The sequence below is a fragment of the Nocardioides sp. NPDC087217 genome (genome assembly GCF_044744805.1).
Classification (GTDB): Bacteria; Actinomycetota; Actinomycetes; order Propionibacteriales; family Nocardioidaceae; genus Nocardioides.
Genome location: NZ_JBIUZB010000002.1, coordinates 961,157 through 982,747 on the forward strand (window position 1 = coordinate 961,157; position 21,591 = coordinate 982,747).

Sequence of the window (21,591 nt, forward strand, 5' to 3'; positions counted from 1 at the left end):
CGCCACGATCGAGGACAGGCACCGATCGGGTGGTGTCGACGCAACGCATCCGACCCAAGGAGCATTCGATGTCACGACCTCACTTCTCACCCAGGCCGGCCCGTGCAGCGGTGCTGGCACCGATCCTCGTCCTGCTGACTGCTCTCCTGACCGGCGCGACCCAGCCCTCGGTGGCCGGCACGGCTCTCCCGGCGGGAACCTCGGCGGCCAAGCCGACCGTCGTCCTCGTCCACGGCGCCTTCGCCGACGCGTCGGGCTGGAACGACGTCGCGGCCAGCCTGGCCGCGAAGGGATACCCCGTGGTGGCGCCGCCCAACCCGCTGCGCGGGCTGACCTCCGACACCGCCTACCTGGAGACATTCCTCTCCACCATCTCGGGACCGATCGTCCTGGTCGGCCACTCCTACGGCGGCGCCGTGATCACCAACGCCGCCACCGGCGACCCGGACGTCAAAGCGCTCGTCTACGTCGCGGCGTACGCCCTGGACGAGGGCGAGAACGTCGCCGCGGCCAACGAGCTCGGCGGCGGGCACTCCGACCTGCTCGAGCACATCGTCGTACGTCCCTACCCGGGCGCCCCCGAGGGCGACGGGGACGTCTACGTCGACCCCGCGGCGTTCCGCTCGATCTTCGCCCATGACCTTCCGCGCGCGCAGACCGTGGCGATGGCCGCCGGGCAGCGGCCCGCGACCTTCGGAGCGCTGGTCACGCCGTCGGCCGAGCCCGCCTGGCGGACGGTGCCGTCCTGGTACCTCATCGCCGGCGACGACCACCTCATCCCGCCGCTCGCCCAGGCGGCGATGGCCGAGCGCGCCGGGGCTCGGACCCGCACGGTGGACAGCTCGCACGTCGCGATGATGAGCCACCCTCGGGCCACGACCGAGATGATCCTCCAGGCCGCCTACGCCACCAGCCGGTCCGGCCGGCCATGAGCACCGTGATGAACGCGATCATCACCGACGACGGCACCGAGATCCACTACCGCGACTGGGGCAGCGGCAGGCCCGTCGTGCTGTCGCACGGCTGGCCGCTCAACGCCGACAGCTGGGAGTCGCAGCAGCTGTTCCTGGCCGAGCACGGCTACCGGGCGATCGCCCACGACCGGCGCGGCCACGGCCGCTCGACCCAGACGTGGGAGGGCAACGAGATGGACACCTACGCCGACGACCTGGACTGCCTCATCTCGACCCTCGATCTGCGCGAGGTGACCCTGGTCGGCTTCTCCACCGGAGGCGGCGAGGTGGTCCGCTACCTGGCCCGGCACGGATCCGCCCGGGTACGCCAGCTCGTCCTGGTCTCGGCCGTGCCGCCCTTCATGCTCCGTACGCCCGACAATCCCGAGGGCCTGCCGGTGGCTGGCTTCGACGCGCTGCGCGCCGGCTCGCGGGCCGACCGCTCCCAGCTCTACCGCGACCTCGCCGACGGCCCGTTCTTCGGCAACAACCGTGCGGGCGCGACCGTCTCCCACGGCGTACGCGACTCGTTCTGGCTCCAGGGGCTTCAGGCGAGCGCGCGGAGTGCCTACGAGTGCATCGCGGCGTTCTCGGCGACCGACTTCCGCGCCGACCTGACGGGGCTCGACGTACCGACCCTGGTCATCCACGGCGACGACGACCAGGTCGTCCCGCTCGCCGTGGGTGGCGCCCGGTCGGCCGAGCTGGTCGACGGCGCCGAGCTGGTCGTCTACCCCGGCGCCCCGCACGGCATCACCGACACCCACAAGGAGCAGCTCAGCGCCGACCTGCTCCGGTTCCTCGACTCATCACCGACATCGCTCGACAGACAAGGAGCACACCATGCCTGACCACCCGAACACCGAGCCCGACACCGTCGTCCTCGTCCACGGACTGTGGATGACTCCGCGCAGCTGGGAGGGGTGGGTGGCGCACTACGAGGCCAAGGGCCTCACCGTGCTCGCCCCCGCCTACCCCGGCTTCGAGATCGAGGTCGAGGCCCTGCGCGAGAACCCCGACATCATCGCGAACCTGACCGTGACCGAGACCGTCGACCACCTCGCGAAGGTCATCGAGTCGCTCTCCGCGCCGCCGATCATCATGGGTCACTCCTTCGGTGGAACCCTGACGCAGCTGCTGCTCGCCCGGGGCCTCGGCGCCGCCGGGGTCGTCGTGGACTCGGCACCCACCGAGGGCGTACGGGTCAACCCCATCTCGCAGGCCCGCTCGCTGTTCCCGGCCCTGAAGAACCCCGCCAACCGGCACAAGGCGGTCGCGTTCACACCCGACGAGTTCCACTACGCCTTCACCAACACGCTCACCGAGGAGGAGTCGCTCGCGGCCTGGGAGCGCTACGCGATCGCGGCTCCTGGCAACTGGGTGTGGGAGTACGGGCTCTTCGCCAACTTCAAGCCGGGCCACCAGGACACCTGGGTCGACTACGGCGCCGACCGGGCACCGCTGCTGTTCATCGCCGGGGAGAAGGACCACATCATGCCACCGTCGGTGAACAGGTCGAACGCCAAGCACTACGCCAAGTCGCCCGCGCTCACCGACTACCGCGAGTTCCCGGGCCGCGATCACTGGATCTGCGCGGCTCCAGGGTGGGAGGAGGTGGCCGACCACGCCCTGGACTGGGCGCTCCGGAACGCGTCGCCGGTGACGGGCGCCGTCACGAGCTGAGGCCGGCCAGCCTCTCGCGCAGGCGGTCCCGCTCGTCGTCGCTGAGCGGGACCGCGAGCTCCTCGAGGTAGGCCATCACCTCGTCGAGCCCGATCTCGCGGTGCTCGGTCTCCTCGCCCTGGCGGCGGATGGTGACGGTGTTGTGGGTGAGGCTGAGGTGTCGGTCCTCGAGGAGCTTGGTGGCGATCATCCGGTGACGGAAGTGCACCGTCGGGTGGGTGCTGGTGTAGTGGTGGCCGAGCGCGACGTCGCTGGGCACGACCAACGCCTCGTCATGGGTGTGCATGAGCTCCCAGCCGTCGTCCTTGGCCCGCTCCAGCGCCCAGCCGTGCTCGCCCCACCGCACCCGGTGGCTGATGCCCCGGACCTCGTCGACCGCGCCGTCGACCATCGGGATCGGCCGCCAGACGCTCAACCCGAACCCCGGATCGGCCAGCAGCCGCTCGCCGTCGAGATCGACGATGACCACCAGATGCGTACGTCCGGCCGCGGTCGGGTCGGCGCCCACCCGCGCCAGCCGCCGCTCGACGGCGAAGCCCAGCCGGTCCAGCACCGCCGCGAACAGCGTGCCGTGCTCGAAGCAGTAGCCGCCTCTCCCCAGGCCCACGAACTTCCCCTGCACGTCGGGCAGGTCGACCCCGGGATGCTGGTCGAGCAGCACGTCGATGTTGTCGAAGGTGAAGGTACGCAGGTGGGCGTCGTAGATCTCCTCCAGCGCCTCCCGCGACGGGCCGGGCGGCTCGGTCACGCCGATCCGCTCCAGGTAGGCGTTCAGGTCGAGCCGGTCGGTTCCCCACAGGTCATCGCTCACAGGATGCATCTGTACCGGCATCTCGCCGGACCCGCAACGGACTAAGTGCGCGAGGCACCCGCGTTGCCGACATGGGCGCTGGGCGGCACTCCGTACTGTCGCCGGTACTCCCGGCTGAACTGCGAGGCGCTCTGGTAGCCGACCGCATGGGCGACACCGGTGACGTCGCCGGCCCTCGCGGCGAGGATCAGCCTGGCCTCGTGCAGGCGCAGCTGCTTCTGGAACCGGATCGGGCTCATCCCGGTCACCGCGCGGAAGGTCCGGTGAAAGGCCGACTCGCTCATCTGGGCCATCCGCGCCAGCTCCGCCACGGAGATCGGCTCGGCGTGGTGGTCGCGCATCCAGCTCACCGCTCGTCCGACGTCGTGCAGGCGGCTGTCGGCGAGGCCGAGCTGGCGGACCGTGGCTCCCTGCTCCCCCGTGATCAGCCGCCAGAGGATCTCGCGCTCCACCAGCGGGGCCAGCACCGGCAGGTCCCGCGGGCTGTCCAGGAGCCTCAGCATCCTGACCGCCGCGTCGACCAGGTCGGCGTCCGCGGTGCTCACGGCGAGAGCCGGCGCCGTGTCCGAGGACCGGCGCCAGACCGGCTCGGCCGCCGGATCGAGCAAGAGCTCCGCGATGATCGAGGGGCGCAGGCGCAGGCCGAACCCGAGAGCGGGATGCCGAGTGCTCGCCTCCGTGTACTGCCCGCGGACCGGCAGGTCCAGCGACGTCACCAGGAACTGTCCCGGCCCGTAGTCGTGGACCCGGTCGCCGATGGAGAGCGTCTTGCGACCCTGGGCGATCAGGGCGAACACGGTGCCGGAGAGCGACACCTCGGACGGGTCGCCGGGAGCGGTCGCCGCCGACACCATGACACCCTCGGCGACCGTGGTCACGCCTCTTCTGGCGTGCCGTGCGATCAGGCTGCGCAGTTGCTCCATCGACATGCTTCCAGTGAAGCAGGGACGTGCCGTTTCGTGCCATCATGAGCAGGATCAGGCAAGGGATCGGCTGGATCCGCCTTTCGGAGGCGCGCTCCTGAGGGTTGTCTGGGAGATGTCCTTCCCGACCGATCAGAGAGACCGATCAGATGCCCACCTCCTCGAACCCCGTCGCCGTCGTCACCGGAGCCAGCTCCGGGATCGGACGTGGCGCCGCCGTCCAGCTCGCCCGTCGCGGCACCGGCGTCGTCCTCACCTACAACCGCAACCCCGACGGCGCGCGCGAGGTCGTCGACGAGATCGCCGGCCGCGGCGGCGTCGCCGTCGCGCTCCCGCTGGACATCGTCCGGCCCGAGTCCTTCCCTGCGTTCCGCGACCAGGTCAGCGAGGCGCTGTCCGAGCACTGGCAGACCGACCGGCTCACCGCGCTCGTCAACAACGCCGGCGTCGGCGGAGCCCCGTTGATGTTCTCCGACACGACCGAGGAGCAGTTCGACGCCTTCATGCAGGTCAACCTGCGTGGCCCCTACTTCCTCACCCAGACGCTGCTGCCGCTGATCGCGGACGGCGGGGCCGTCGTCAATGTCACCAGCAACGCGACCGGGGCCGGCCTCACACCTGGCTACTCGGCGTACGCGATCTCGAAGGGTGGCATGGCGACCCTGACCCGCTACCTGGCCAAGGAGCTCAGCCCGCGCGGCATCCGGGTCAACGCGGTCTCCCCCGGCGTCACCCGCACCCGCCTCGGCGGCGACACGTTCTCGAGGCATCCCGAGATGATCCCCGCGATCGCGGAGCGTACGGCGCTCGGCAGGATCGGCGAGCCCGACGACGTCGGCGCGATGATCGCGGCGCTCGCCTCCGAGGAGGGTCGGTGGGTGACTGCTCAGGAGATCGAGGTCTCCGGCGGCTACAACTTCTGACCGGTCGCCATGCTCGCCACGGTCGTCGCCGACGGTGCGGTGGTGGGCCAGGTCCAGGCGTACCGCACGATGAGGGCGAGAAGGATCAGCTCCAGCGCGATGCCGAGGCCGTAGAAGTACAGCCAGGACGCACCCACGATGTTGAACACCGTGACGGGGACGTAGAGCGAGGCGACGACGAGGTTCGTGATGCGGTTCGCCCGGGCGGTCAGAGTCATCGACAGCACGATCATGAGGATCGGGATGGACACGAGGGTCAGCGCCGCGGTCGAGAAGGTCTGGGAGAGGTCGAACTCGAAGACCCTGCCGTCGAGGATGTCTTCGACGACGCCGGGCGTGAAGAAGTTGAGGATGTCCACGTAGGCGTAGAGGAACACGAAGCTAGTCCATGTTCCGGCGAGCTTGGCTCTCACCGGCATCGGCTGGTCATCGAGCGTCGAGATGGTGGGTCGATGTGTTCTCATCAGGGCTCCTGGTCGTGGTGAGGATCGGTAGGTCCACGATCGCCGAGCCCGGCGGCGGGCGCCTCGGCCCGGAGGCCGGAGTTCACCTGGCCGATGGGATGATCTCGCTCTCGTTCTTTCGGCGGGTACGCCGAGGCCCGCTGATCCCTGGGCTGGAGCCGTGGCCACGTCCCGGCGCTCCAGCTGGCACGAGCCGCGGCCTGCTGACGCGCCACCGATCGGCCGGCTCGACTGGCTGCAGGTGGGTGTGTCGCAGCCGCCGCCTCCGAACAAGCTGCCGCGAGAAACGCGGCGTGGTCATGTATCGCTCCTCGATGAAGTAGTCAGGCGGTTCCGTAGTCATGTCGCGATCCACGGAAAGAGGACATGAGCGTTGGTGCGGTCGATCGCGGCGCGCTGGTGGTCGCTGAGTCGTACGTCCTCGTACTCCTGTCGCATGAAACGCACGGCCGGGGCCGGCGCGAACGGGAAGTCACTGCCGTAGAGCACGTGATCTTCGTCGGCGAACGCCAGCAGGCTCGGTAGGGCGGTCGGGGACGAGGAGAGCGCGACGTCGAAGTAGAGCCGGCGCAGCACGCCGAGGCGCCGCTCGACCTCGGCCTTACGGGCCAGCATCACCTTGGCCTGGCGCCACCTGGGCTCGGTGCGCAGCTGGGTCAGCAGGACCCGGTGGCTGATGTAAGGCAGGAACCCTCCGGCGTGCGCGAGGATCCAGCGGATTCTGTCGTACTTCTCCAAGGCGCCGCTCAGCAGCAGGCCCGTGGTCGCGCGCACCGTGTCGAGCAGGAAGTCGGCGGTGAACGACGGGATGCCCGGTGCCGCTTGGCCTGGTAGCTCGCCGGGATGGAGGAAGACCACTGCCTCGCGGTCATGCAGGTGGGACAGGAGGGGCTCGAACGCGGCGTCGTAGAGGTAGCGGCCATCACTATTGCTGAGCAGCGCGATGCCCGCTGCCCCGAGCTGGTCCAGGGCATGGTCGGCCTCGGCGATCGCGCCCTCGACGTCGGGGAGGGTCAAGGTGGCGAAGAACCCGAACCGGCGAGGCCGTGCAGCGACGACTCCAGCGGCGTACTCGTTGACCTCACGCGCCAGCCGCCGGGCCTCATCAGCCTCCCCCAGCCAAGCGCCCGGCGTGGAGATCGAGAGGATCGCGGTGGCGATGTCATTGCGATCCATCACCCTCAACGACCTCTCCAGGCTCCACTCAGGGAGGTCGACACCGCCCGGCCGCAGACCCCGCGTGCGGAGGGCACGGGCGTACGCAGGCGGGACCAGGTGATGGTGGACGTCGATCCGGCTGGCGCGGCTGGTCATCCGACCCACTCCCTGTCCGCGGAGACGGCGGGTCGGATCGACCTCGCCACACCTAGCTGGGACGCCAAGGCCCTGCCCAGCGTCGGATCGCCTACAGGGGCGACCCCGAAGACGTACTTGTCGGGGCGGAGAGCGACCACCGAGCCGGGGCGGATGCCGTGGTGGCGCAGCCATCGGGTGAGCTCACCAGTGGTGTCCTCGATGTCGATCAGTCCGGTGCGACGTCGGCCGTCGCCGATGGTGCCCTGTGGACGGGTTCCGGGGCCGTAGAGGGTCGCATAGCTCGCCGCTACCTGATCCCAGATCGCCAGGTCGTCTCCGTCGCGTGGGTCGACACCAACGCCGAGGAGAGCCCAGCCGATGCCGAGTGCGTCGTCGAGGCGGATCGGGCGGCCGTCGTAGCGGCGGACCACCGGCTGCGGTGGCAGGGTTCCCTCGATGCCCCGCGGACCGCGAGGCAGGCCGAGGTACGTTTCCTTCTTGAACCGAGGCTTGGGCTTCATGCCCGCTCGCCTCACCCAGCTGCCGAGGCCGGGTGCATGGATGGCTGTCGTCAGCGCGAGGTCGCGTGCGCGTGCCTTGACCGGGTTCTTCACCGAGACCAGCGACTTGTTGAACACCGACAGCGCGATCATCGCCGTCGCGTGTGACTTCCGCTCAGTCTCGTAGGTGTCGAGGATCGCGGGATCGGCACCGTGCCTGAGGATGGCTTCCAGCTTCCAGGACAGGTTGTCGGCATCGCGTACGCCGGCGTTCATGCCCTGCCCGACGAACTGCGGTGTCATGTGGGCGGCGTCGCCGGCGAGCAGGACGCGCCCGCTTCGCCAACGGTCGGCAGTGCAGGCGTTGAAGGTGTACACGAGCTTGCGTCGAACCTCGACCTCATCGACGTCCACGTACTGTCCGATCAGGCGGTGCACCGTCTGATCGGACTCGAACTCCTCCTTGACGTCGCCGTCCTTGAGCTCGAACTCGAACCGGTGGTGACCACCTGGCTGTGGACAGCTGACGGTGGGCATATCCGGGTTGCAGATGAAGTCGAAGTACGGCAGGTGGCGAAACGCGTCGCTGTGCCCGCCATCCGGGGCTTCTTTGGCAGCAAGGTCCACGACCAGCCACCGCTCCGAATAGGTCTTGCCGGTCATGTCGATGCCGAGCTTCGTGCGGACCACGCTGCGGCCACCGTCGGCACCGATGAGGTACGCCGCACGTACCGTCTGCGATGCCGAGATGTCTACGGCGTTCTCCCGCTTGCCGTACCCACTGCCGGTCGAGGGCGCGTGGGTGATGCTCACGCCATCGGACCCTTGGGCGAAGTCGAGGACCTCGTGGCCGCGGCGTACCTCGACGTGCGGGTAGCGCTCCAGCAGGGCTTCCAGCTTGGTCTCCATGTAGGGCTGGTAGAGAAAGTTCGTCACCGGCCACCACAGGGGACGGTCGGGAGTACGGAACTGCACCAGGACACTGCCGTCCTCACGGACCCACTGGACGGTGGAGTCGACGTTCATGTCCTCGTGGATGTCGTCGGCGACACCTGCGGTCTGGAAGACACGCAGCGCCTCGTCGTCGGTGTAGACCGCGCGGGCATTGCCGTAGAACTCCGGCTCACGCTCCAGAACCAGGGTACGCAGCCCGCGCCTGCCGAGCAGGTGGGCCAAGGTGAGACCGGTCGGACCCAGACCGACCACGACGACGTCGTACTCGTTGCTGCTGCCCCTGCTCATGACGCAGCTCCGGAAAGCTCGGGGACGGAGATCTCCGGGTGCCGCGCGTTGAGTGCGGCGTCGCGGATCTGACCGAGCTTCTCCAGGATTCCGGGGTCGACGGTCTGGTGCCCCCAGATGCTGATGCCTTGGTGGGTGGTGACCCGCCAGGCCCGCTCGAGCTCGGGCGTGAACACGATCGGGTTCCAGCCGACCTCGAGCTCGAAGCCCGACGGTGTCACGCAGTAGAAGGAGAGCTCCTTGTCGTTGGTGTGCTGGCCCACCGACCACGCCATCTTGAAGCCGAGCTCACGCACGCGCTGGTAGGCACCGAGCATGTCCTCGAGCGTCGCGACCTGAATGTTGACGTGCTGCGCTCGCGTACGGATCGGGTCCATCTTCAAGCCCTGGACATTGGCGACGGCAATCGAGTGGTGGCGCTCGTTGACGCGCATGAACCGGATCTTCAGTGTCAGCCCATTCACGTTCTCGTCGATGTAGTCGGACAGACGCGAGTCGAACAGCGTGTCGTAGTAACGGTGGATGCCCAGCGGGTCGCGCGAGGTGATCGCCACATGGCCCATTCCACCCTCGCCGGTCACATACGCCGCGCTGATCATGCGCAGCGGAGCCGACGTCGTCACCGGAGTCGTGAAGATCTCCTGGACGATGCCCTTGGGCCCGGGAAAGCGCCACAGCCGCTCGACGCCACGCAGTTCACCTTCCTCCACGGTGCCTTCGCGGACCGTCACCCCACGCTCGGCGAGCCGGGCGAGGATCCGGTCGAAGGTCGCATGGTCGTCTACCTGCCATCCGATCGCCATCAGGTCCTCGGCCGGACCACGCCGGATCAGGAACCGGCACTGGTGCTCGTCGAGCCGGAACCGGAGGGTGTCCCCATCGAGCTCATCGACGTGCAGCCCGATCGCGTCGGCACCGAAGCTGTGCCAGGTGGTCAGCCGCTGGGACTCGACCACGAGGTAGCCGAGGTGGACGGCACCATAGACGCTGTCGGCCAGCGAACCGGTAAACGGCCTGTCGAAGATGCCGGTCACCGCACGCCCTCCAAGAAGGCGACCGCGACCCGATTGAACAGCTCCGCGCGCTCCCACTGGGCCCAGTGCCCGGTCCGCGCCAAAAGGAGGAGGTCGCAGTCAGCCATTGTGCGCGCGAGCAGGGGGCCACCAGATGGTCGGTTGACCTTGTCGTCCTGGCCCCAGACGACCAGCGTGGGTACGTCGCACGCGGCGAGCCGCTTGTCGCGGGTGAGGTCCATGCGCCACAGCGTCCGGGGAGCCTGGGGCCCGGACGGTCGACGCAACGGCGGCGAGGTCACCACCTCTGGCTGGATGCTGGCCTCGTAGCGCAGGTCGATCAGCTCCTCGGAGATCCCGCTGGCGTCGTACACCAGGTAGTCGCGGATGAAGCCGGCCACCTTCTCACGCGACGGGCCATCGCCGCCGTAGTAGTTCAACAAGTGGTTGAGCCCCTTGGTGGGCAGGGCGCGCGTCGTGCCGATGCCTCCAGGGCCCATCAGGACGAGCCTGTTCACCCGGTCAGGGCGGTCGAGGGCGAGGCGGAGCGCGGCGGCTCCGCCATAGGAGTTGCCGACCACGTGGGCCTTCTCGATGTCGAGGGCATCGAGAAGCCCCCGGACAGCGAGAGCGAGATCGCCGAACGGGTCGGAGACGTCCAGGTCCTTCGACGACTGCCCATATCCCGGCATGTCCGGGACGATCACTCGGAAGCGCTCGGCCAGCGTGTCGATGTTGCGCGCATAGTTCGATGCCCCCGTCGCCCCCGGGCCTCCGCCGTGCAGCAGGACGACCGGATTGCCTTCGCCGGCCTCCGTCACGAACAGGTTCCGACGCCCGACCGCGACCATGCGCTCCGTCCTCGCCACCACTGCGTTCATCACAACGACCTCCATCGGGTAGTAGTGATGAAATCATCAGTTGCGCTGGTGTCATCTGTCAAGAGGTTCTGATGATCTCATCAGGTATGATTCCGCCATGAGCGCAGATCACGCCGCAGAACACCCACCGACGCGGCTGGACCGCCGCAAGGAACGCACCCGGGCTGCCCTGATCGCCGCAGCCGGCGAGTTTCTCGCAGAGGGACGCACCGCGGTCAGCATCCAGCAGATCACCGACGCCGCAGGCGTCGGCTTCGGGAGCTTCTACAACCACTTCGACAGCAAGGAAGCCCTCTTCGAGGCGGCCGTCGAGTCGGTGTTGGACATCTACGTCGCGTTTCGTGACGAGATCGTCTCCGGCTATGACGACCCTGCCGAGGTGTTCGCCGTGAGCTTTCGGATGACCGGTCGTCTGCAGCGGCAGATCCCGGAGATGGTGCGGGTGTTGCTCAACGAAGGCACCCGCGTCCTGACCCGCGGCACCGGCCTGGCACCGAGAGCCCTGACCGACATCGAAGCCTCCATCAAGGCCGGCCGGTTCGACATCGAGTCGGCCCAGCTGGGGCTGATGGCGGCCGGAGGCGCCCTGTTGGGGCTGCTCCAACTACTCGACGCCGAGCCCGACCTCGACGCTGGCGAGGTGTCCGACCTGATGACCGCGCGCGTCCTGCGTGGCTTCGGCATGACCAAGGAGGACGCAGCGGACCTATGCTCGCGACCACTCCCGGAGCCACCCGCTCTCTGAGACATCGACGCGGCCAGACCGACACGACCACCGAGGCGTGCACCACCTGCCCGGCCTCTCGCTCGATCCAGCTCTCCAGGCGGAGCTGCACGAGCACCTGCGGGCGAGCATGCCCGCGCCTCTGAAGTACTACCGCGCGATGCTGCGGCCCGGCATGATCGGGGCGACGCGGCGCCTGTCTAGCCCGATCACTGTGCCCCTGCTGCAGCTTTATGGTGCCGACGACGGCTGCTTCCTCCCCCCGAAGGTCGACGACCAGCACCGGTTCGCCGCCCCACACGCGGTAGAGGTCATCCCCGACGTCGGTCACTTCCTGCAGATCGAGGCCCCCGAAGCGATCGCGGAACGGATCGCGGCATGGGCGCAGTAGGGGCCAGTCACCCCTCGCGGCGAGGGGCACGGGTTCGGTCGACTCGTTCGGCCTCTGACCGTGCGTCACGCGCAAGAGAAAGATCGCTGGCGATCTGGTAGCGGACGCGGTATGCGGCATTCGTCGCCACTGAGATGAGCCAGTCCCACGTGGCGGCGGGCGCTGGAGGCGGGACCCCGAGGCGCCGGATCCAGCCCGGGGACGTGGCAACTGCGGCAGCAGGTGAACCCCCAGATCGGACTCCAGCCGCTCGGCGAAGTCGGCCTTCTCGTCGGGCAACCGCTCGAGCTCCTCGCGCAGCCTCGCCACCGCCGCCGGGCGCCGCGGCGAGGCGATGATCGTCTTCACGGCCAGGCCCTCCAGGGCGGTGCGTACTTGATAGAGGCCCCGCACCTCGTCGGCGGTCATGCTGTAGACCTGCAGCCGACCGCGGACGCCGGGCTCGACGAGACCCTCCTGCTGGAGGTGGCGCAGCGCCTCGCGGACGGTCCCGCGGCTGATCGCGAGGCGGGTGGCGAGCTCGACCTCGCCCAGGTGGTCCCCTGGGCGGTACTGCCCCGAGGTGATCGCCCCGCGCAGGGTCTGCAGCGCGCGTTCACGCAGGGTGCTGCGGTGACCGCATGTGCGGTCCGCAGGAAGTCGTCGTCGGCGGGGTCGAGGGGGTACCAGCGGGTCATGTGGCCAACCTCTGTGAGCTCGAGGAGGGGACGACGACATGTTCCTCGATACAGGATCGTAGGAACGTCGCGGCGCGGCGAACCGCTCGGCGGGCTTCGGGCACCAAGCGGTACATCGTGACGTACGAGTGGACCTGGCCTCGCGAGACGATCAGCTTGTTGGGGACGCCGGCCCGGGTGAGCCGCTCATGCAGCCGCTCCGAGTCTCCCGCGAAGCACTCCGTGCCCCCGACATGGGTCTGGATCGGCGGGAAGGTACGCAGCAGCCCGATGCTCACGGTCAGTGGCGACAGGCACGGGTCGTGGAAGTCGCCGCCAGGATGGAAGGCCTCCGCACACCGCGCCGCGAACGTCGGTGTCAGGACCGGGTCGTGGCACCGGGCATCGCGGCGTACCGCCTCGGTCAGCGCCGGGTCGAGCAGCGGCGAGAAGAGCGTCACGCCTGCCGGCAGATCGCGTCCGCTCTGGGCGAGCGTGGTGAGCAGGCCCAGCGCGAGGTGGCCGCCGGCCGAGTCGCCCGCCACCACGATCCGCTCCGGCGGGTGGCTCTGCGCCAGCAGCCATTCGTACGCCGCCACCGCATCGTCGAGCGCAGCCGGGTAGACGTGCTCGGGGGCGCGCCGGTACCCGACCGCCAAGACCGGTAGAGCGCTCAGCGCCGAGAGCGGCCCGGTCACACATCGGTACGACCGCGGGGAGGACGCAACATAGCCCCCACCGTGGAAGTAGATGATCACGCCATCGTCGCCGGCCTGGGCGTTGCGGGCACGCACCCACTCACCCTCGAAGCACGGGGTGCGGACCTGCTCGACCCGGGCCGCGCTCGGCCAGCCGGCCAGGACCCCAGCGGCCGCGATCGCCCCGCGCAGGTAGCGCAGCTGCAGTCCCTCGAGGAGCAGGCGGTCGATCTGTGGACGCACCGCGAGCCGGGCACCGAGCACCAGCACACGACTCGTGGCACTCGGACCGAGCAGCTTCAGGTAGCGGATCACCCCCATGTCTCCGCACGGGCCTCGAGGTCGCGCACCATCTCGTGCACCCGGCGGTCGCGGGCGAGCACCCGGTCGGCGCCGGCGTTGAGCAAGCCGCGGAGCAGGGAGTACGGAACCCACCGGGCGGGGGCGACGGTGGCGGCTGCCCGTTCGGAGATCCCGTCGGCGATCGACTCGGCCGCGGCTTCCGCGGAGATGCGGTGGTTCAGCGGCCAGCCGAGCAGCTCGTCGAGGCGGCGTCCGATCGGATCGTCATCGAGGGTCGCGGTGGCCAAGGGTGTGTCGACGAAGCCGAAGTAGGCGACTCCTGCGCTTGCCCCGTGGGGCGCCAGCTCGAGCCTGAGGGCACGGCCGATCTGCTCTGCGGCGGCCTTGCTCGACATGTAGCCGACGCCGCCGACGCCGGGTGAGAAAGCGGCGCAGGAGGCCACCACGACAACGTGCCCCTTCGCCGCGATCACCGCGTCCAGGGCAGGCTGCACGGTGTTGAGCACACCGGTCTGGTTGATCGCGACCACCCGGTCGTAGTCGGCCAGGTCCATCGTGCGGATCGTGGCCGGCGGCGGGGTCACCCCGGCGTTCGCCACCACGACATCGAGCTGCCCGTGGCGCTCGACGGTCCGAGCCACGACGTCGGCCATAGCGGCGCGGTCGGTGACATTGGCGGTGACGGTGAGGACCCGCTCGGCGCCGAGGCTGGACACGGCCTCCTCGAGCCTCGCATCGTTCAGGTCGACCAGCACCAGCCGGGCCCCCTGGTCGTGCAACCGCCGGGCAAGGGCCAGGCCGATGCCCTGCCCGGCTCCGGTGATCAGCACGACTCGGTCGCGTACGTCGTACTTCTTGCCGAACCAGCCACTCATGCCCGGACCCCCTCCTTCACGGTGCGTCGCACGGCGTAGTGGGCGAGATCGACCTTGCTGGTGCGGGCGCGGAAGCCCGCCGAGAAGCCCGGGTAGTGGGTGAAGTTCCGGCCGGTCGAGCTCAGGTAGTAGCTGCGGCAGCCGCCGGTGAGGAAGACCGACCTGCTCAGCCCCTTGTCGACCCACTCGAGGAACTCGTCCTGCGCCTCGGCGGTCACCTCGAGAGAGGCCAGACCGGCCTTCTCCATCTCGCGGAGCGCCTCGATGATGTAGTGCACCTGGTCCTCGATGGTGATCACCGCCGAGGTGTAGACGCCAGAGTTGGGGCCGAGGATCAGGAAGAGGTTCGGAAAGTCGTGCACCGCCGTGCCGAGGTAGGCCGCCATCTCGCCCTCGCGCCATACGTCACCGATGCTGGCGCCGCCACGGCCGTGGATCAGGTCGAAGCCCGGGTGGTCGGTCATCCGGAAACCCGTGCCGAGGATGATCGTGTCGAGCGCGTACTCCGTGCCGTCGGCGGTCACGACCCCGCGCTCGGTGATCTCGACGATGCCGTCGGTGACCACGGTGGCGTTGTCGGCGGCGAGCGCCGGGTAGTAGGCGTTGGAGAAGGTTGGCCGCTTGCAGCCCACGGCGTACGTCGGCGTCAGCCTCCTGCGAAGCTCCGGGTCCTTGACCTGCCGCCTGAGCAACGCACGCCCCATCAGCTCGAGCGGCTTCTGCAGCCTCGGCTCGTGGATGAACCCCGGCACCAGCGCCTCGAAGGTGAGCTCCCAGGCCTTGCGTGCCGCATGCTGTGCGCCCGGCACCCGGCGGTAGAGGGCCCGGGTGATCGCGCCGACCGGCCGATCGGGGTGCGGGAGGATCCACGTGGGCGTGCGCTGGAAGACGGTCAGGTGTCCGACCTGCGGCTGCACCTGTGGGATGAACTGCACCGCGGAGGCACCGGTGCCGATCACGCCGATCCGCTCACCGCGCAGGTCGTGGTCGTGGTTCCACCCCTGGGAGTGGAACACGGTGCCGGCGAAGGTGTCGAGGCCGGGGATGTCGGGCACCGCGGGTGAGCTGAACGGGCCGATCGCACCGACCAGGACCTGAGCAGTCAGGTCACCGGTGCTGGTGGCGATGTGCCAAAGCTGCGCGTCGTCGTCCCACGAGGCGTCGGTCACCTCGGTGCAGAAGCGCACGTGCGGCAGCACGTCATGCTCGACCGCACACCTGTGCATGTAGTCCTTCAGCTCGGACTGCAGCGGGTAGAGCCGGCTCCAGTCGGGATTGGGCGCGAAGGAGTAGGAGTAGATCAGCGACGGCACGTCGCACTGGGCGCCCGGGTAGTCATTGATCTGCCAGGTGCCGCCGACCGCGTCGGCGCGTTCGAGCACGACGAAGTCGTCGATACCCTCCTGCTTCAGGCGAATGGCGGTGCCCAGGCCACCGAAGCCCGCGCCGATGACGGCGACCCTCACGTGTTGGCTCATCTCAGATCCTCCGGGGTCACAGGTCGATGGTGAGGCTGTCGCCGGCGGCGCGCGAGACGCAGATCAGCATGGAGTCGTCGCGCTCCGAGGGCCGCAGCTTGGTGTCCCGGTGCTCGATGTCTCCCTCGAGGACGGCGTGCTTGCACGAGCCGCAGAAGCCCTGCCGGCACGAGTAGCGGACGCCCGGCACCTCGCGGCGGATCGCAGCCAGCGCGGACTCGTCGGCGCCCACGGTCACGGTCACGCCGGTGCGGGCGAGATGCACCTCGAAGGCGCGGCCACCCACGACGGGCGGCGCGGAGAACCGCTCGCTGTGCAGAGAGCCGGTCGGGTTCAGCCTCGGTTGCAGGGAACGGGCGGCATCGATCAGCGCCGGAGGACCGCACACGTAGATCGCGGCTCCCTCCTCGGCCCGACCCAGCAGGTCGGCCGCATCGGAGATGCCGAACTCGTCGTCGGGCCGGAGCTCGAGCCGGCCACCCTCGAGCCCCTGCAGCTCGGCCACGAAGGGCATCGTGGCGAGTGAGCGACCGACGTACACCATCGTCCAGCGGGCGCCACGACGCGAGGCCTCGCGCACCATCGGCAGGAGCGGGGTGATGCCGATGCCGCCCGCGATGAACAGGTAGGACTCGACGTCGATGAACGGGAACGCGTTCCGCGGCCCGCGCACCGTCAGCAGGTCGTCCTGCGCGATCTCGCGGTGCATGGCCAGCGAGCCGCCACCACCGTCGTCGATGCGGCGTACGGCGATGCGGTAGCTGGTGAGGTCGGACGGGTCGCCACAGAGGGAGTACTGGCGCTGGATTCCCGACGGCAGGAAGACATCGAGATGGGCACCCGGCACCCAGACCGGCAGTGGATCGCCGTCTGGTCGGCGCAACGTGAAGCTGACCACGTCATCGACCTCACGCGCGGTCGACTCGACCACGAGGTCGAGGTCGAAGCCGGTGCGGCGTACGGGCCGCGACCTCGAGAGGTACGGCGCCGCGGGGCCGGCCGCGAACAGGGCGGAGTAGGCCTGCGCCCCTCTAGCCAGGGCCCGGAGTCCAGGAGAGAGCTCGCCGGATCGCTGCGGCGCCAACGTCGTCTCCATCACAGACCACTCGCCGCCGGCGACTGCGCGAGGTAGCGCACGGCCTTGTCGATCGGGCCCATCTGGGAGGGATGGAAGCTCGGGCGCAGGTACTGCGGGATCTCCCTGAAGATGAACTTCAGGCCGGGGATCAGGCCCTTGCGGGTGTCCTTGACGAACTCGATCGGCCACATCCAGCGGTGGCGGGTGACCGTCGGGTCGTTGGCGTACATCCAGGACGACGTGTAGAGCCACAGCGTGAGCAGGCCGGCCGACGCGAGCAGCGCGGTGCGCACCCGGCGTGCATAGCTGCCGTCGACGTACTGGAACACGTCGAAGGCGACGTTGCGGTGCTCCATCTCCTCGGCTCCGTGCCAACGCAGCAGATCGAGCATCGTCGGGTCGACGCCGATCTCGTCGAAGCGCTCGTTGTCGAGCAACCACTCCCCGACCGTGGCCGTGAAGTGCTCGGCTGCGGCATAGATGCCCAGGCGCTCGTGGAACCAGGCCTCGCCGGCGCGGCCCTTCAGCCCGTGGTCGCCGAAGACCTGGTCCATCAGAAACTCCATCAACCGCATGATCTTGGGGATGTCGAAGCCGTTCTCCTCCAGATAGATCCGGAACGACTCGTGCGAGCTGGCATGGGTCTCCTCCTGGCCGATGAAGCCGACGAGCTCCTCGGCCAGGCGCGGGTCCTCGATCTGCGGCAGCGCGCGACCGAGCACGTCGGCCATGGCGCGCTCACCCTCAGGCAGCACGAGGTGCATGACGTTCCAGAAGTGCGTGGCGTAGGGGCGGCCGGGGATGTACTCGGTGGGCACGTCCGTCCAGTCGAAAGAGACGTCGCGGGCATTGATCGCCAGCGCCTCTTCTGAGTACTCGTGCTGCGTGGTTGCCATCGTCTTTCCTTCCTGGTCAACAGGTCGACTGACTGTAACAAAGCAACATTCATTGTTGCAATGGTGCATGGGTCGTCACGTTATGCTCGTCGCCATGAAGGACGCTCTGAGCCGTGCTGTGAACGCGGTCGTCGACTCCCCCGACCCTGACCAAGCCGCACGACGGTCACCGGAGACCGAGCGCATCCTCGACGCCGCGCTCAAGCAGTTCGCGGAGTTCGGCATCAAGCGCACGACCATCGGCGACATCGCGCGCACTGCCGGCATCGACCGGGTCACCATCTACCGCCGGGTCGGCAACAAGGACGCCGTGATCCAGGCCGTGGTCACTCGCGAAGCCACCCGCCTCTTCGAGCTGGTCACCGCCACCGCCCGCCGCGGCACCACCATCGAGGAGCGCATCGAGCTCGGGTTCACCTCCATGATGGAGGAGGTCCGCGGCAACGCCATGCTCGCGCGAATGCTGCAGGTCGAGCCCGAGACGGTGCTGCTCCAGCTCACGACCGAGGGGGGTCTGCTGGTCACCGGTGCGACGACGGCCACGCTGGGTTTCTTCGGCGAAGCCGTCGAGGACGGCCTCCTCGAGACGACCGACGGCATGGACGCCAGTGCCGAGCTGCTGGTGCGGATCGTGCACTCCTACATGCTCACGCCCCGGGCTCTGGTCGACCTCGACAGCCACCAGAAGCTGCGCGACTTCGCGCGTGCGCATATCGTGCCGATGGTGCTGCGCGCCGTGCCCCGACACTGACCGGCCCGGCCCGGCCGTCAGCGCCCGTGACGGACGCTGAGCACCTTCTTCATCAGTGGCATGACGTGGCCTGCCCTGCGCAGCGTGATCAGCTCGAAGCCCGGCAGCGCGAACCTCTGGCGTACGACGCCGCGCGGCCGCGCGAACTCCCGCAGCCCGTCAGCGCCGTGAACCCGCCCGAAGCCGCTGGCACCCACACCGCCCATCGGTACGGCGCCCATGCCGGCGAAGGCGATCACGGAGTTGACGGTGATCTGGCCCGCGCGCAGCCGATCGGCGATCTCCTCGCCCTGGGCACGGGAGAACACCGAGGCGCTCAACGCGTAGTCGTGGTCGTTGGCCAAGGTGATCGCCTCGTCGACATCGACGCACCGCCGCAGCGTGACGGTCGGCCCGAACGTCTCCTCGCGCACCGCCGCCGCGTCCTCCGGGAGGTCGGTGATCACGATCGGCTCGATCAATCGGTCGCCGATCGACTCAGGTCCTCCCTTGAGGAACCTCGCCCCACGTGCGACGGCGTCGACCACATGACGGCGTACGACGTCGACCTGAGCCGGCATCGTCATCGGACCGTAGGTGGCGCCCGCGTCCGACCCAGGCCGGACCTCCTTGAGCTCGCGAAGCAACGCGGACTCGAACTCATCGGCCACCTCGTCGACGACATAGACGCGCTCGACACCGACGCAGGTCTGCCCCGAGTTGGTGAAGGCACCCCACGCCACGGCCCGCGCCGCCGCGACGACATCGGCGTCGGCAGCGACGATCACCGGGTCCTTGCCGCCACACTCGAGGACGACTGGGGTGAGCGTCTCGGCACACTGGGCCATCACCCGCTTGCCGGTGTGGGTCGACCCGGTGAAGCCGATCTTGTCGACGCCGGCGTTGCACAGGGCAGCGCCGGTCTCGCCGAAGCCGGTGACCAGCGACAGCACGCCCTCGGGCGCGTCCGGGTTGGCCTCGGCGAACGCGTCGACGTACCACCGGCTCACGGCGGGCGTGAACTCGCTCGGCTTCAGGACCACCGTGTTGCCGGCCGCGAGAGCGAATGCCACGGCGCTGTTCGGGGCGTAGAGCGGGTAGTTCCACGGCCCGATCACGCCGACGACGCCGAGCGGGTCATAGTCGACGCGGGCACCGTAGTTGGAGAACAGCGGACCCGGGTTGACCTTGTGCGAGCGCAACACCCGGCCGGCGTTCCGTGCCGCCCAGTGCAGGTGCTCGACGGTGAGCACGACCTCGAGCACGGCGTCGTCGAGAGGCTTGCCGTTCTCGCGGTGGAGCAGTTCGGCGATTTCGTCGACCCTGCGCCACATGTGCTTGCGCCAGGCGGCCAGACGCACGGCACGACCGTCGAAGCCCAGGTCACGCCACCATGTCGAAGCGGCGTGAGCCGTCGCGACCACGGCACGCACCTCGTCCTCGGCCATCACGGGGAAGCTGGCGACCAACGCCCCGTCCGCCGGCGAGCGGGAGTCGAGGCTCACGCGCCGGCCAAGTCGTTGGCCAAGTCCTTGGCCGGATCGGTGGATCGGGCGTGGGCGTCGCGCAGCTCGCGCTTGAGGACCTTGCCCGCGCCACTGATCGGCAGCTCATCGACGAACTCGAAGCTGCGCGGCGTCTTGTAGCCGGCGATGTGTTCGCGGGAGTGCGCCTGCAGGTCTTCGGCGGTCACCGTCTTGTCCGCAGCGAGGACGACGCAGGCATGCACGCGCTCGCCGAACTTCTCGTCGGGCAGGCCGATGACGGCTACCGCGGCGACGGAGGGGTGCTTGCTCAGGGCGCTCTCGACCTCGGCGGAGTAGACGTTCTCCCCGCCCGTCACGATCATGTCCTTGATCCGGTCGACGACGTAGACGAAGCCCTCCTCGTCGATGAAGCCACCGTCACCGGTGCGATACCAGCCGTCGCGCAGCACAGCGGCGGTCTCCTCGGGCTTGTTCCAGTAGCCCTTCATGACGTGCCCGCCGCGTACGCAGATCTCGCCGACCTCGCCGGTCGCGAGGTCCTTGCCGTCGGCGTCGACGACCTTGATCTCGGAGTGCGGGGCGGCACGCCCGCCGGACCGGAGGTACTGGTCGTGGTGGTCCTGCGGCAGCAGCAGCGTCGCCACCGGTGCGACCTCCGTCATGCCGTACGCCTGGGTCATCCTGATACCCGGGAATGCGTCCATGGTGCGCTTGAGGACACCTTCGGAGATCACCGAGCCGCCGTACAGCATGCGATTCAACGACGACAGGTCGTAGTCGGGAAGCCCGGGGTGGTCGACCAGCATCTGGATCATCGTCGGCACGAGCAGGACGTCGGTCACCTTGTGCGTCTGTACGGCCCCGAGCACAGCCGCGGGCTCGAAGAACGGCACCATCACGTGGGTCCCACCGAGGGCGACCTGTCCGGCCCACGCAGCGAGGTCGGCGAGGTGGAACATCGGCGCCGCGTGCAGGAAGATCGCGTCCCGACCGAGGAGCTCACCGCTGGCCACGGTTCCCAGCGCCGACGTGGTCAGGTTGGCCTGGGTGAGCATGACGCCCTTGGGAAAGCCGGTCGTGCCACCGGTGTAGAAGATCCCCGCCAGGTCCTCGCCCGAGCGGCGGGCGTCCTCGACAGGCTCGTTCTCGGCCACCAGGGCCTCGTAGGAGACCATGCCCTCCGGCGTCGGACCGTCGCCGCAGTGCACGAGCGTGGTGAGCTCGGGGCACTGCGCGGTCAGCACCGGCGCCATCGGCGCGAAGGCGTCGTCGATCAGCAGGACCGTGGTGCCGGAGTCCTTGAGCGAGTAGGCGATCTCGGCCGGGCTCCACCGGATGTTGATCGGGTTGACCACACCTCCGGCCCACGGGACGGCGAGCAGGTACTCGGCGTACCGGTCGCTGTTGAGCGACAGCATGGCGACTCGGTCGTCGGCGACCACACCGAGCGACCGCAGGCCGGCGGCGAAGCGAGCGATTCGGTCGCCGTGCTCGGCGAAGGTCCGGGTGCGCTCGCCGTAGATCGTCGCCGTCTTGTTCGGCGTGGCCTGGATCGCGCGGTGCAGTCCCTGGGTGAGGTACATGGT

General features: G+C 69.0%; 21 protein-coding genes and 1 pseudogene. 7 read left to right on the plus strand and 15 right to left on the minus strand.

Annotated features, from left to right (window positions below; all coding sequences use genetic code 11):
• Nucleotides 1–68: 68 nt before the first annotated feature.
• From ACIO3S_RS12030 to ACIO3S_RS12040, 3 genes are read left to right on the plus strand one after another with little or no spacing between them, the layout of a single operon-like run.
• Nucleotides 69–932, plus strand: coding sequence for an alpha/beta fold hydrolase (locus ACIO3S_RS12030; RefSeq protein WP_400463444.1), 864 nt, complete (start codon nt 69–71; stop codon nt 930–932).
• Nucleotides 929–1,804: an alpha/beta fold hydrolase gene (locus ACIO3S_RS12035; protein WP_400463447.1), complete on the plus strand. Its 876-nt coding sequence runs from the start codon at nt 929–931 to the stop codon at nt 1,802–1,804. Before ACIO3S_RS12030 ends, ACIO3S_RS12035 begins: the two co-directional genes overlap by 4 nt.
• Nucleotides 1,797–2,636, plus strand: coding sequence for an alpha/beta hydrolase (locus tag ACIO3S_RS12040; RefSeq protein ID WP_400463449.1), 840 nt, complete (start codon nt 1,797–1,799; stop codon nt 2,634–2,636). The genes ACIO3S_RS12035 and ACIO3S_RS12040 overlap by 8 nt, the downstream gene beginning before the upstream one ends.
• Here the strand turns inward: ACIO3S_RS12040 and ACIO3S_RS12045 are convergent.
• Together ACIO3S_RS12045 and ACIO3S_RS12050 are read right to left on the minus strand one after the other, a co-directional pair.
• A complete protein-coding gene (locus ACIO3S_RS12045; RefSeq protein ID WP_400463452.1) occupies nt 2,626–3,447 on the minus strand; it encodes an arylamine N-acetyltransferase in 822 nt (273 codons plus the stop codon). The two genes, ACIO3S_RS12040 and ACIO3S_RS12045, sit on opposite strands and share 11 nt — an antisense overlap.
• A gap of 41 nt (nt 3,448–3,488) precedes the next feature.
• Entirely contained in the window at nt 3,489–4,376 is an 888-nt protein-coding gene (locus ACIO3S_RS12050; protein WP_400463455.1) for an AraC family transcriptional regulator N-terminal domain-containing protein, read from the minus strand.
• 143 nt (nt 4,377–4,519) lie between these two features.
• Between ACIO3S_RS12050 and ACIO3S_RS12055 the strand changes: the two genes are divergently transcribed.
• A complete protein-coding gene (locus ACIO3S_RS12055; protein ID WP_400463458.1) occupies nt 4,520–5,293 on the plus strand; it encodes an SDR family NAD(P)-dependent oxidoreductase in 774 nt (257 codons plus the stop codon).
• On the opposite strand, the gene ACIO3S_RS12060 is transcribed toward ACIO3S_RS12055, so the two are convergent.
• The 5 genes from ACIO3S_RS12060 to ACIO3S_RS12080 form a co-directional block, all read right to left on the minus strand.
• Complete coding sequence (locus ACIO3S_RS12060; protein ID WP_400463461.1) at nt 5,281–5,757, minus strand: DUF6326 family protein; 477 nt, start codon at nt 5,755–5,757, stop codon at nt 5,281–5,283. The genes ACIO3S_RS12055 and ACIO3S_RS12060 overlap by 13 nt on opposite strands.
• A gap of 339 nt (nt 5,758–6,096) precedes the next feature.
• Nucleotides 6,097–7,071, minus strand: a complete 975-nt coding sequence (locus ACIO3S_RS12065; protein WP_400463463.1) for an amidohydrolase family protein — start codon at nt 7,069–7,071, stop codon at nt 6,097–6,099.
• On the minus strand, nt 7,068–8,795 hold the full coding sequence (locus ACIO3S_RS12070) for a bifunctional 3-(3-hydroxy-phenyl)propionate/3-hydroxycinnamic acid hydroxylase (RefSeq protein WP_400463466.1): 1,728 nt from the start codon (nt 8,793–8,795) through the stop codon (nt 7,068–7,070). The genes ACIO3S_RS12065 and ACIO3S_RS12070 overlap by 4 nt, the downstream gene beginning before the upstream one ends.
• Nucleotides 8,792–9,829, minus strand: coding sequence for a VOC family protein (locus ACIO3S_RS12075; RefSeq protein WP_400463469.1), 1,038 nt, complete (start codon nt 9,827–9,829; stop codon nt 8,792–8,794). Before ACIO3S_RS12075 ends, ACIO3S_RS12070 begins: the two co-directional genes overlap by 4 nt.
• Nucleotides 9,826–10,689 (minus strand): alpha/beta fold hydrolase, encoded by an 864-nt coding sequence (locus ACIO3S_RS12080; protein WP_400463472.1) that lies wholly within the window; start codon nt 10,687–10,689, stop codon nt 9,826–9,828. The genes ACIO3S_RS12075 and ACIO3S_RS12080 overlap by 4 nt, the downstream gene beginning before the upstream one ends.
• Nucleotides 10,690–10,786: 97 nt before the next feature.
• Here ACIO3S_RS12080 and ACIO3S_RS12085 point away from each other — a divergent pair, with 97 nt between their 5' ends.
• Nucleotides 10,787–11,434 (plus strand): TetR/AcrR family transcriptional regulator, encoded by a 648-nt coding sequence (locus ACIO3S_RS12085; RefSeq protein ID WP_400463475.1) that lies wholly within the window; start codon nt 10,787–10,789, stop codon nt 11,432–11,434.
• A 37-nt stretch (nt 11,435–11,471) separates the two neighbouring features.
• A complete protein-coding gene (locus ACIO3S_RS12090) occupies nt 11,472–11,804 on the plus strand; it encodes an alpha/beta fold hydrolase (protein ID WP_400463478.1) in 333 nt (110 codons plus the stop codon).
• 453 nt (nt 11,805–12,257) lie between these two features.
• Here ACIO3S_RS12090 and ACIO3S_RS12095 read toward each other — a convergent pair.
• The 6 genes and pseudogenes from ACIO3S_RS12095 to ACIO3S_RS12120 form a co-directional block, all read right to left on the minus strand.
• Nucleotides 12,258–12,521 (minus strand): annotated as a pseudogene (locus tag ACIO3S_RS12095) (GntR family transcriptional regulator); the annotation flags it as partial.
• Complete coding sequence (locus ACIO3S_RS12100; RefSeq protein ID WP_400463481.1) at nt 12,478–13,473, minus strand: alpha/beta hydrolase; 996 nt, start codon at nt 13,471–13,473, stop codon at nt 12,478–12,480. The pseudogene ACIO3S_RS12095 and the gene ACIO3S_RS12100, both read right to left, overlap by 44 nt.
• Nucleotides 13,470–14,336 (minus strand): short-chain dehydrogenase/reductase, encoded by an 867-nt coding sequence (locus tag ACIO3S_RS12105; protein WP_400463484.1) that lies wholly within the window; start codon nt 14,334–14,336, stop codon nt 13,470–13,472. The genes ACIO3S_RS12100 and ACIO3S_RS12105 overlap by 4 nt, the downstream gene beginning before the upstream one ends.
• A complete protein-coding gene (locus ACIO3S_RS12110; RefSeq protein WP_400463486.1) occupies nt 14,333–15,814 on the minus strand; it encodes a flavin-containing monooxygenase in 1,482 nt (493 codons plus the stop codon). The genes ACIO3S_RS12105 and ACIO3S_RS12110 overlap by 4 nt, the downstream gene beginning before the upstream one ends.
• A 16-nt stretch (nt 15,815–15,830) precedes the next feature.
• Nucleotides 15,831–16,910 (minus strand): PDR/VanB family oxidoreductase, encoded by a 1,080-nt coding sequence (locus ACIO3S_RS12115; protein ID WP_400463489.1) that lies wholly within the window; start codon nt 16,908–16,910, stop codon nt 15,831–15,833.
• On the minus strand, nt 16,910–17,788 hold the full coding sequence (locus tag ACIO3S_RS12120; RefSeq protein WP_400463491.1) for a metal-dependent hydrolase: 879 nt from the start codon (nt 17,786–17,788) through the stop codon (nt 16,910–16,912). Before ACIO3S_RS12120 ends, ACIO3S_RS12115 begins: the two co-directional genes overlap by 1 nt.
• A gap of 94 nt (nt 17,789–17,882) precedes the next feature.
• On the opposite strand from ACIO3S_RS12120, the gene ACIO3S_RS12125 reads away from it, so the two are divergent.
• Nucleotides 17,883–18,539 (plus strand): TetR/AcrR family transcriptional regulator, encoded by a 657-nt coding sequence (locus tag ACIO3S_RS12125; RefSeq protein WP_400463494.1) that lies wholly within the window; start codon nt 17,883–17,885, stop codon nt 18,537–18,539.
• A gap of 17 nt (nt 18,540–18,556) precedes the next feature.
• On the opposite strand, the gene ACIO3S_RS12130 is transcribed toward ACIO3S_RS12125, so the two are convergent.
• On the minus strand, nt 18,557–20,023 hold the full coding sequence (locus ACIO3S_RS12130) for an aldehyde dehydrogenase family protein (RefSeq protein WP_400463497.1): 1,467 nt from the start codon (nt 20,021–20,023) through the stop codon (nt 18,557–18,559).
• Nucleotides 20,020–21,588, minus strand: coding sequence for a long-chain fatty acid--CoA ligase (locus tag ACIO3S_RS12135; RefSeq protein ID WP_400463499.1), 1,569 nt, complete (start codon nt 21,586–21,588; stop codon nt 20,020–20,022). The genes ACIO3S_RS12130 and ACIO3S_RS12135 overlap by 4 nt, the downstream gene beginning before the upstream one ends.
• Between the last annotated feature and the right edge of the window lie 3 nt (nt 21,589–21,591).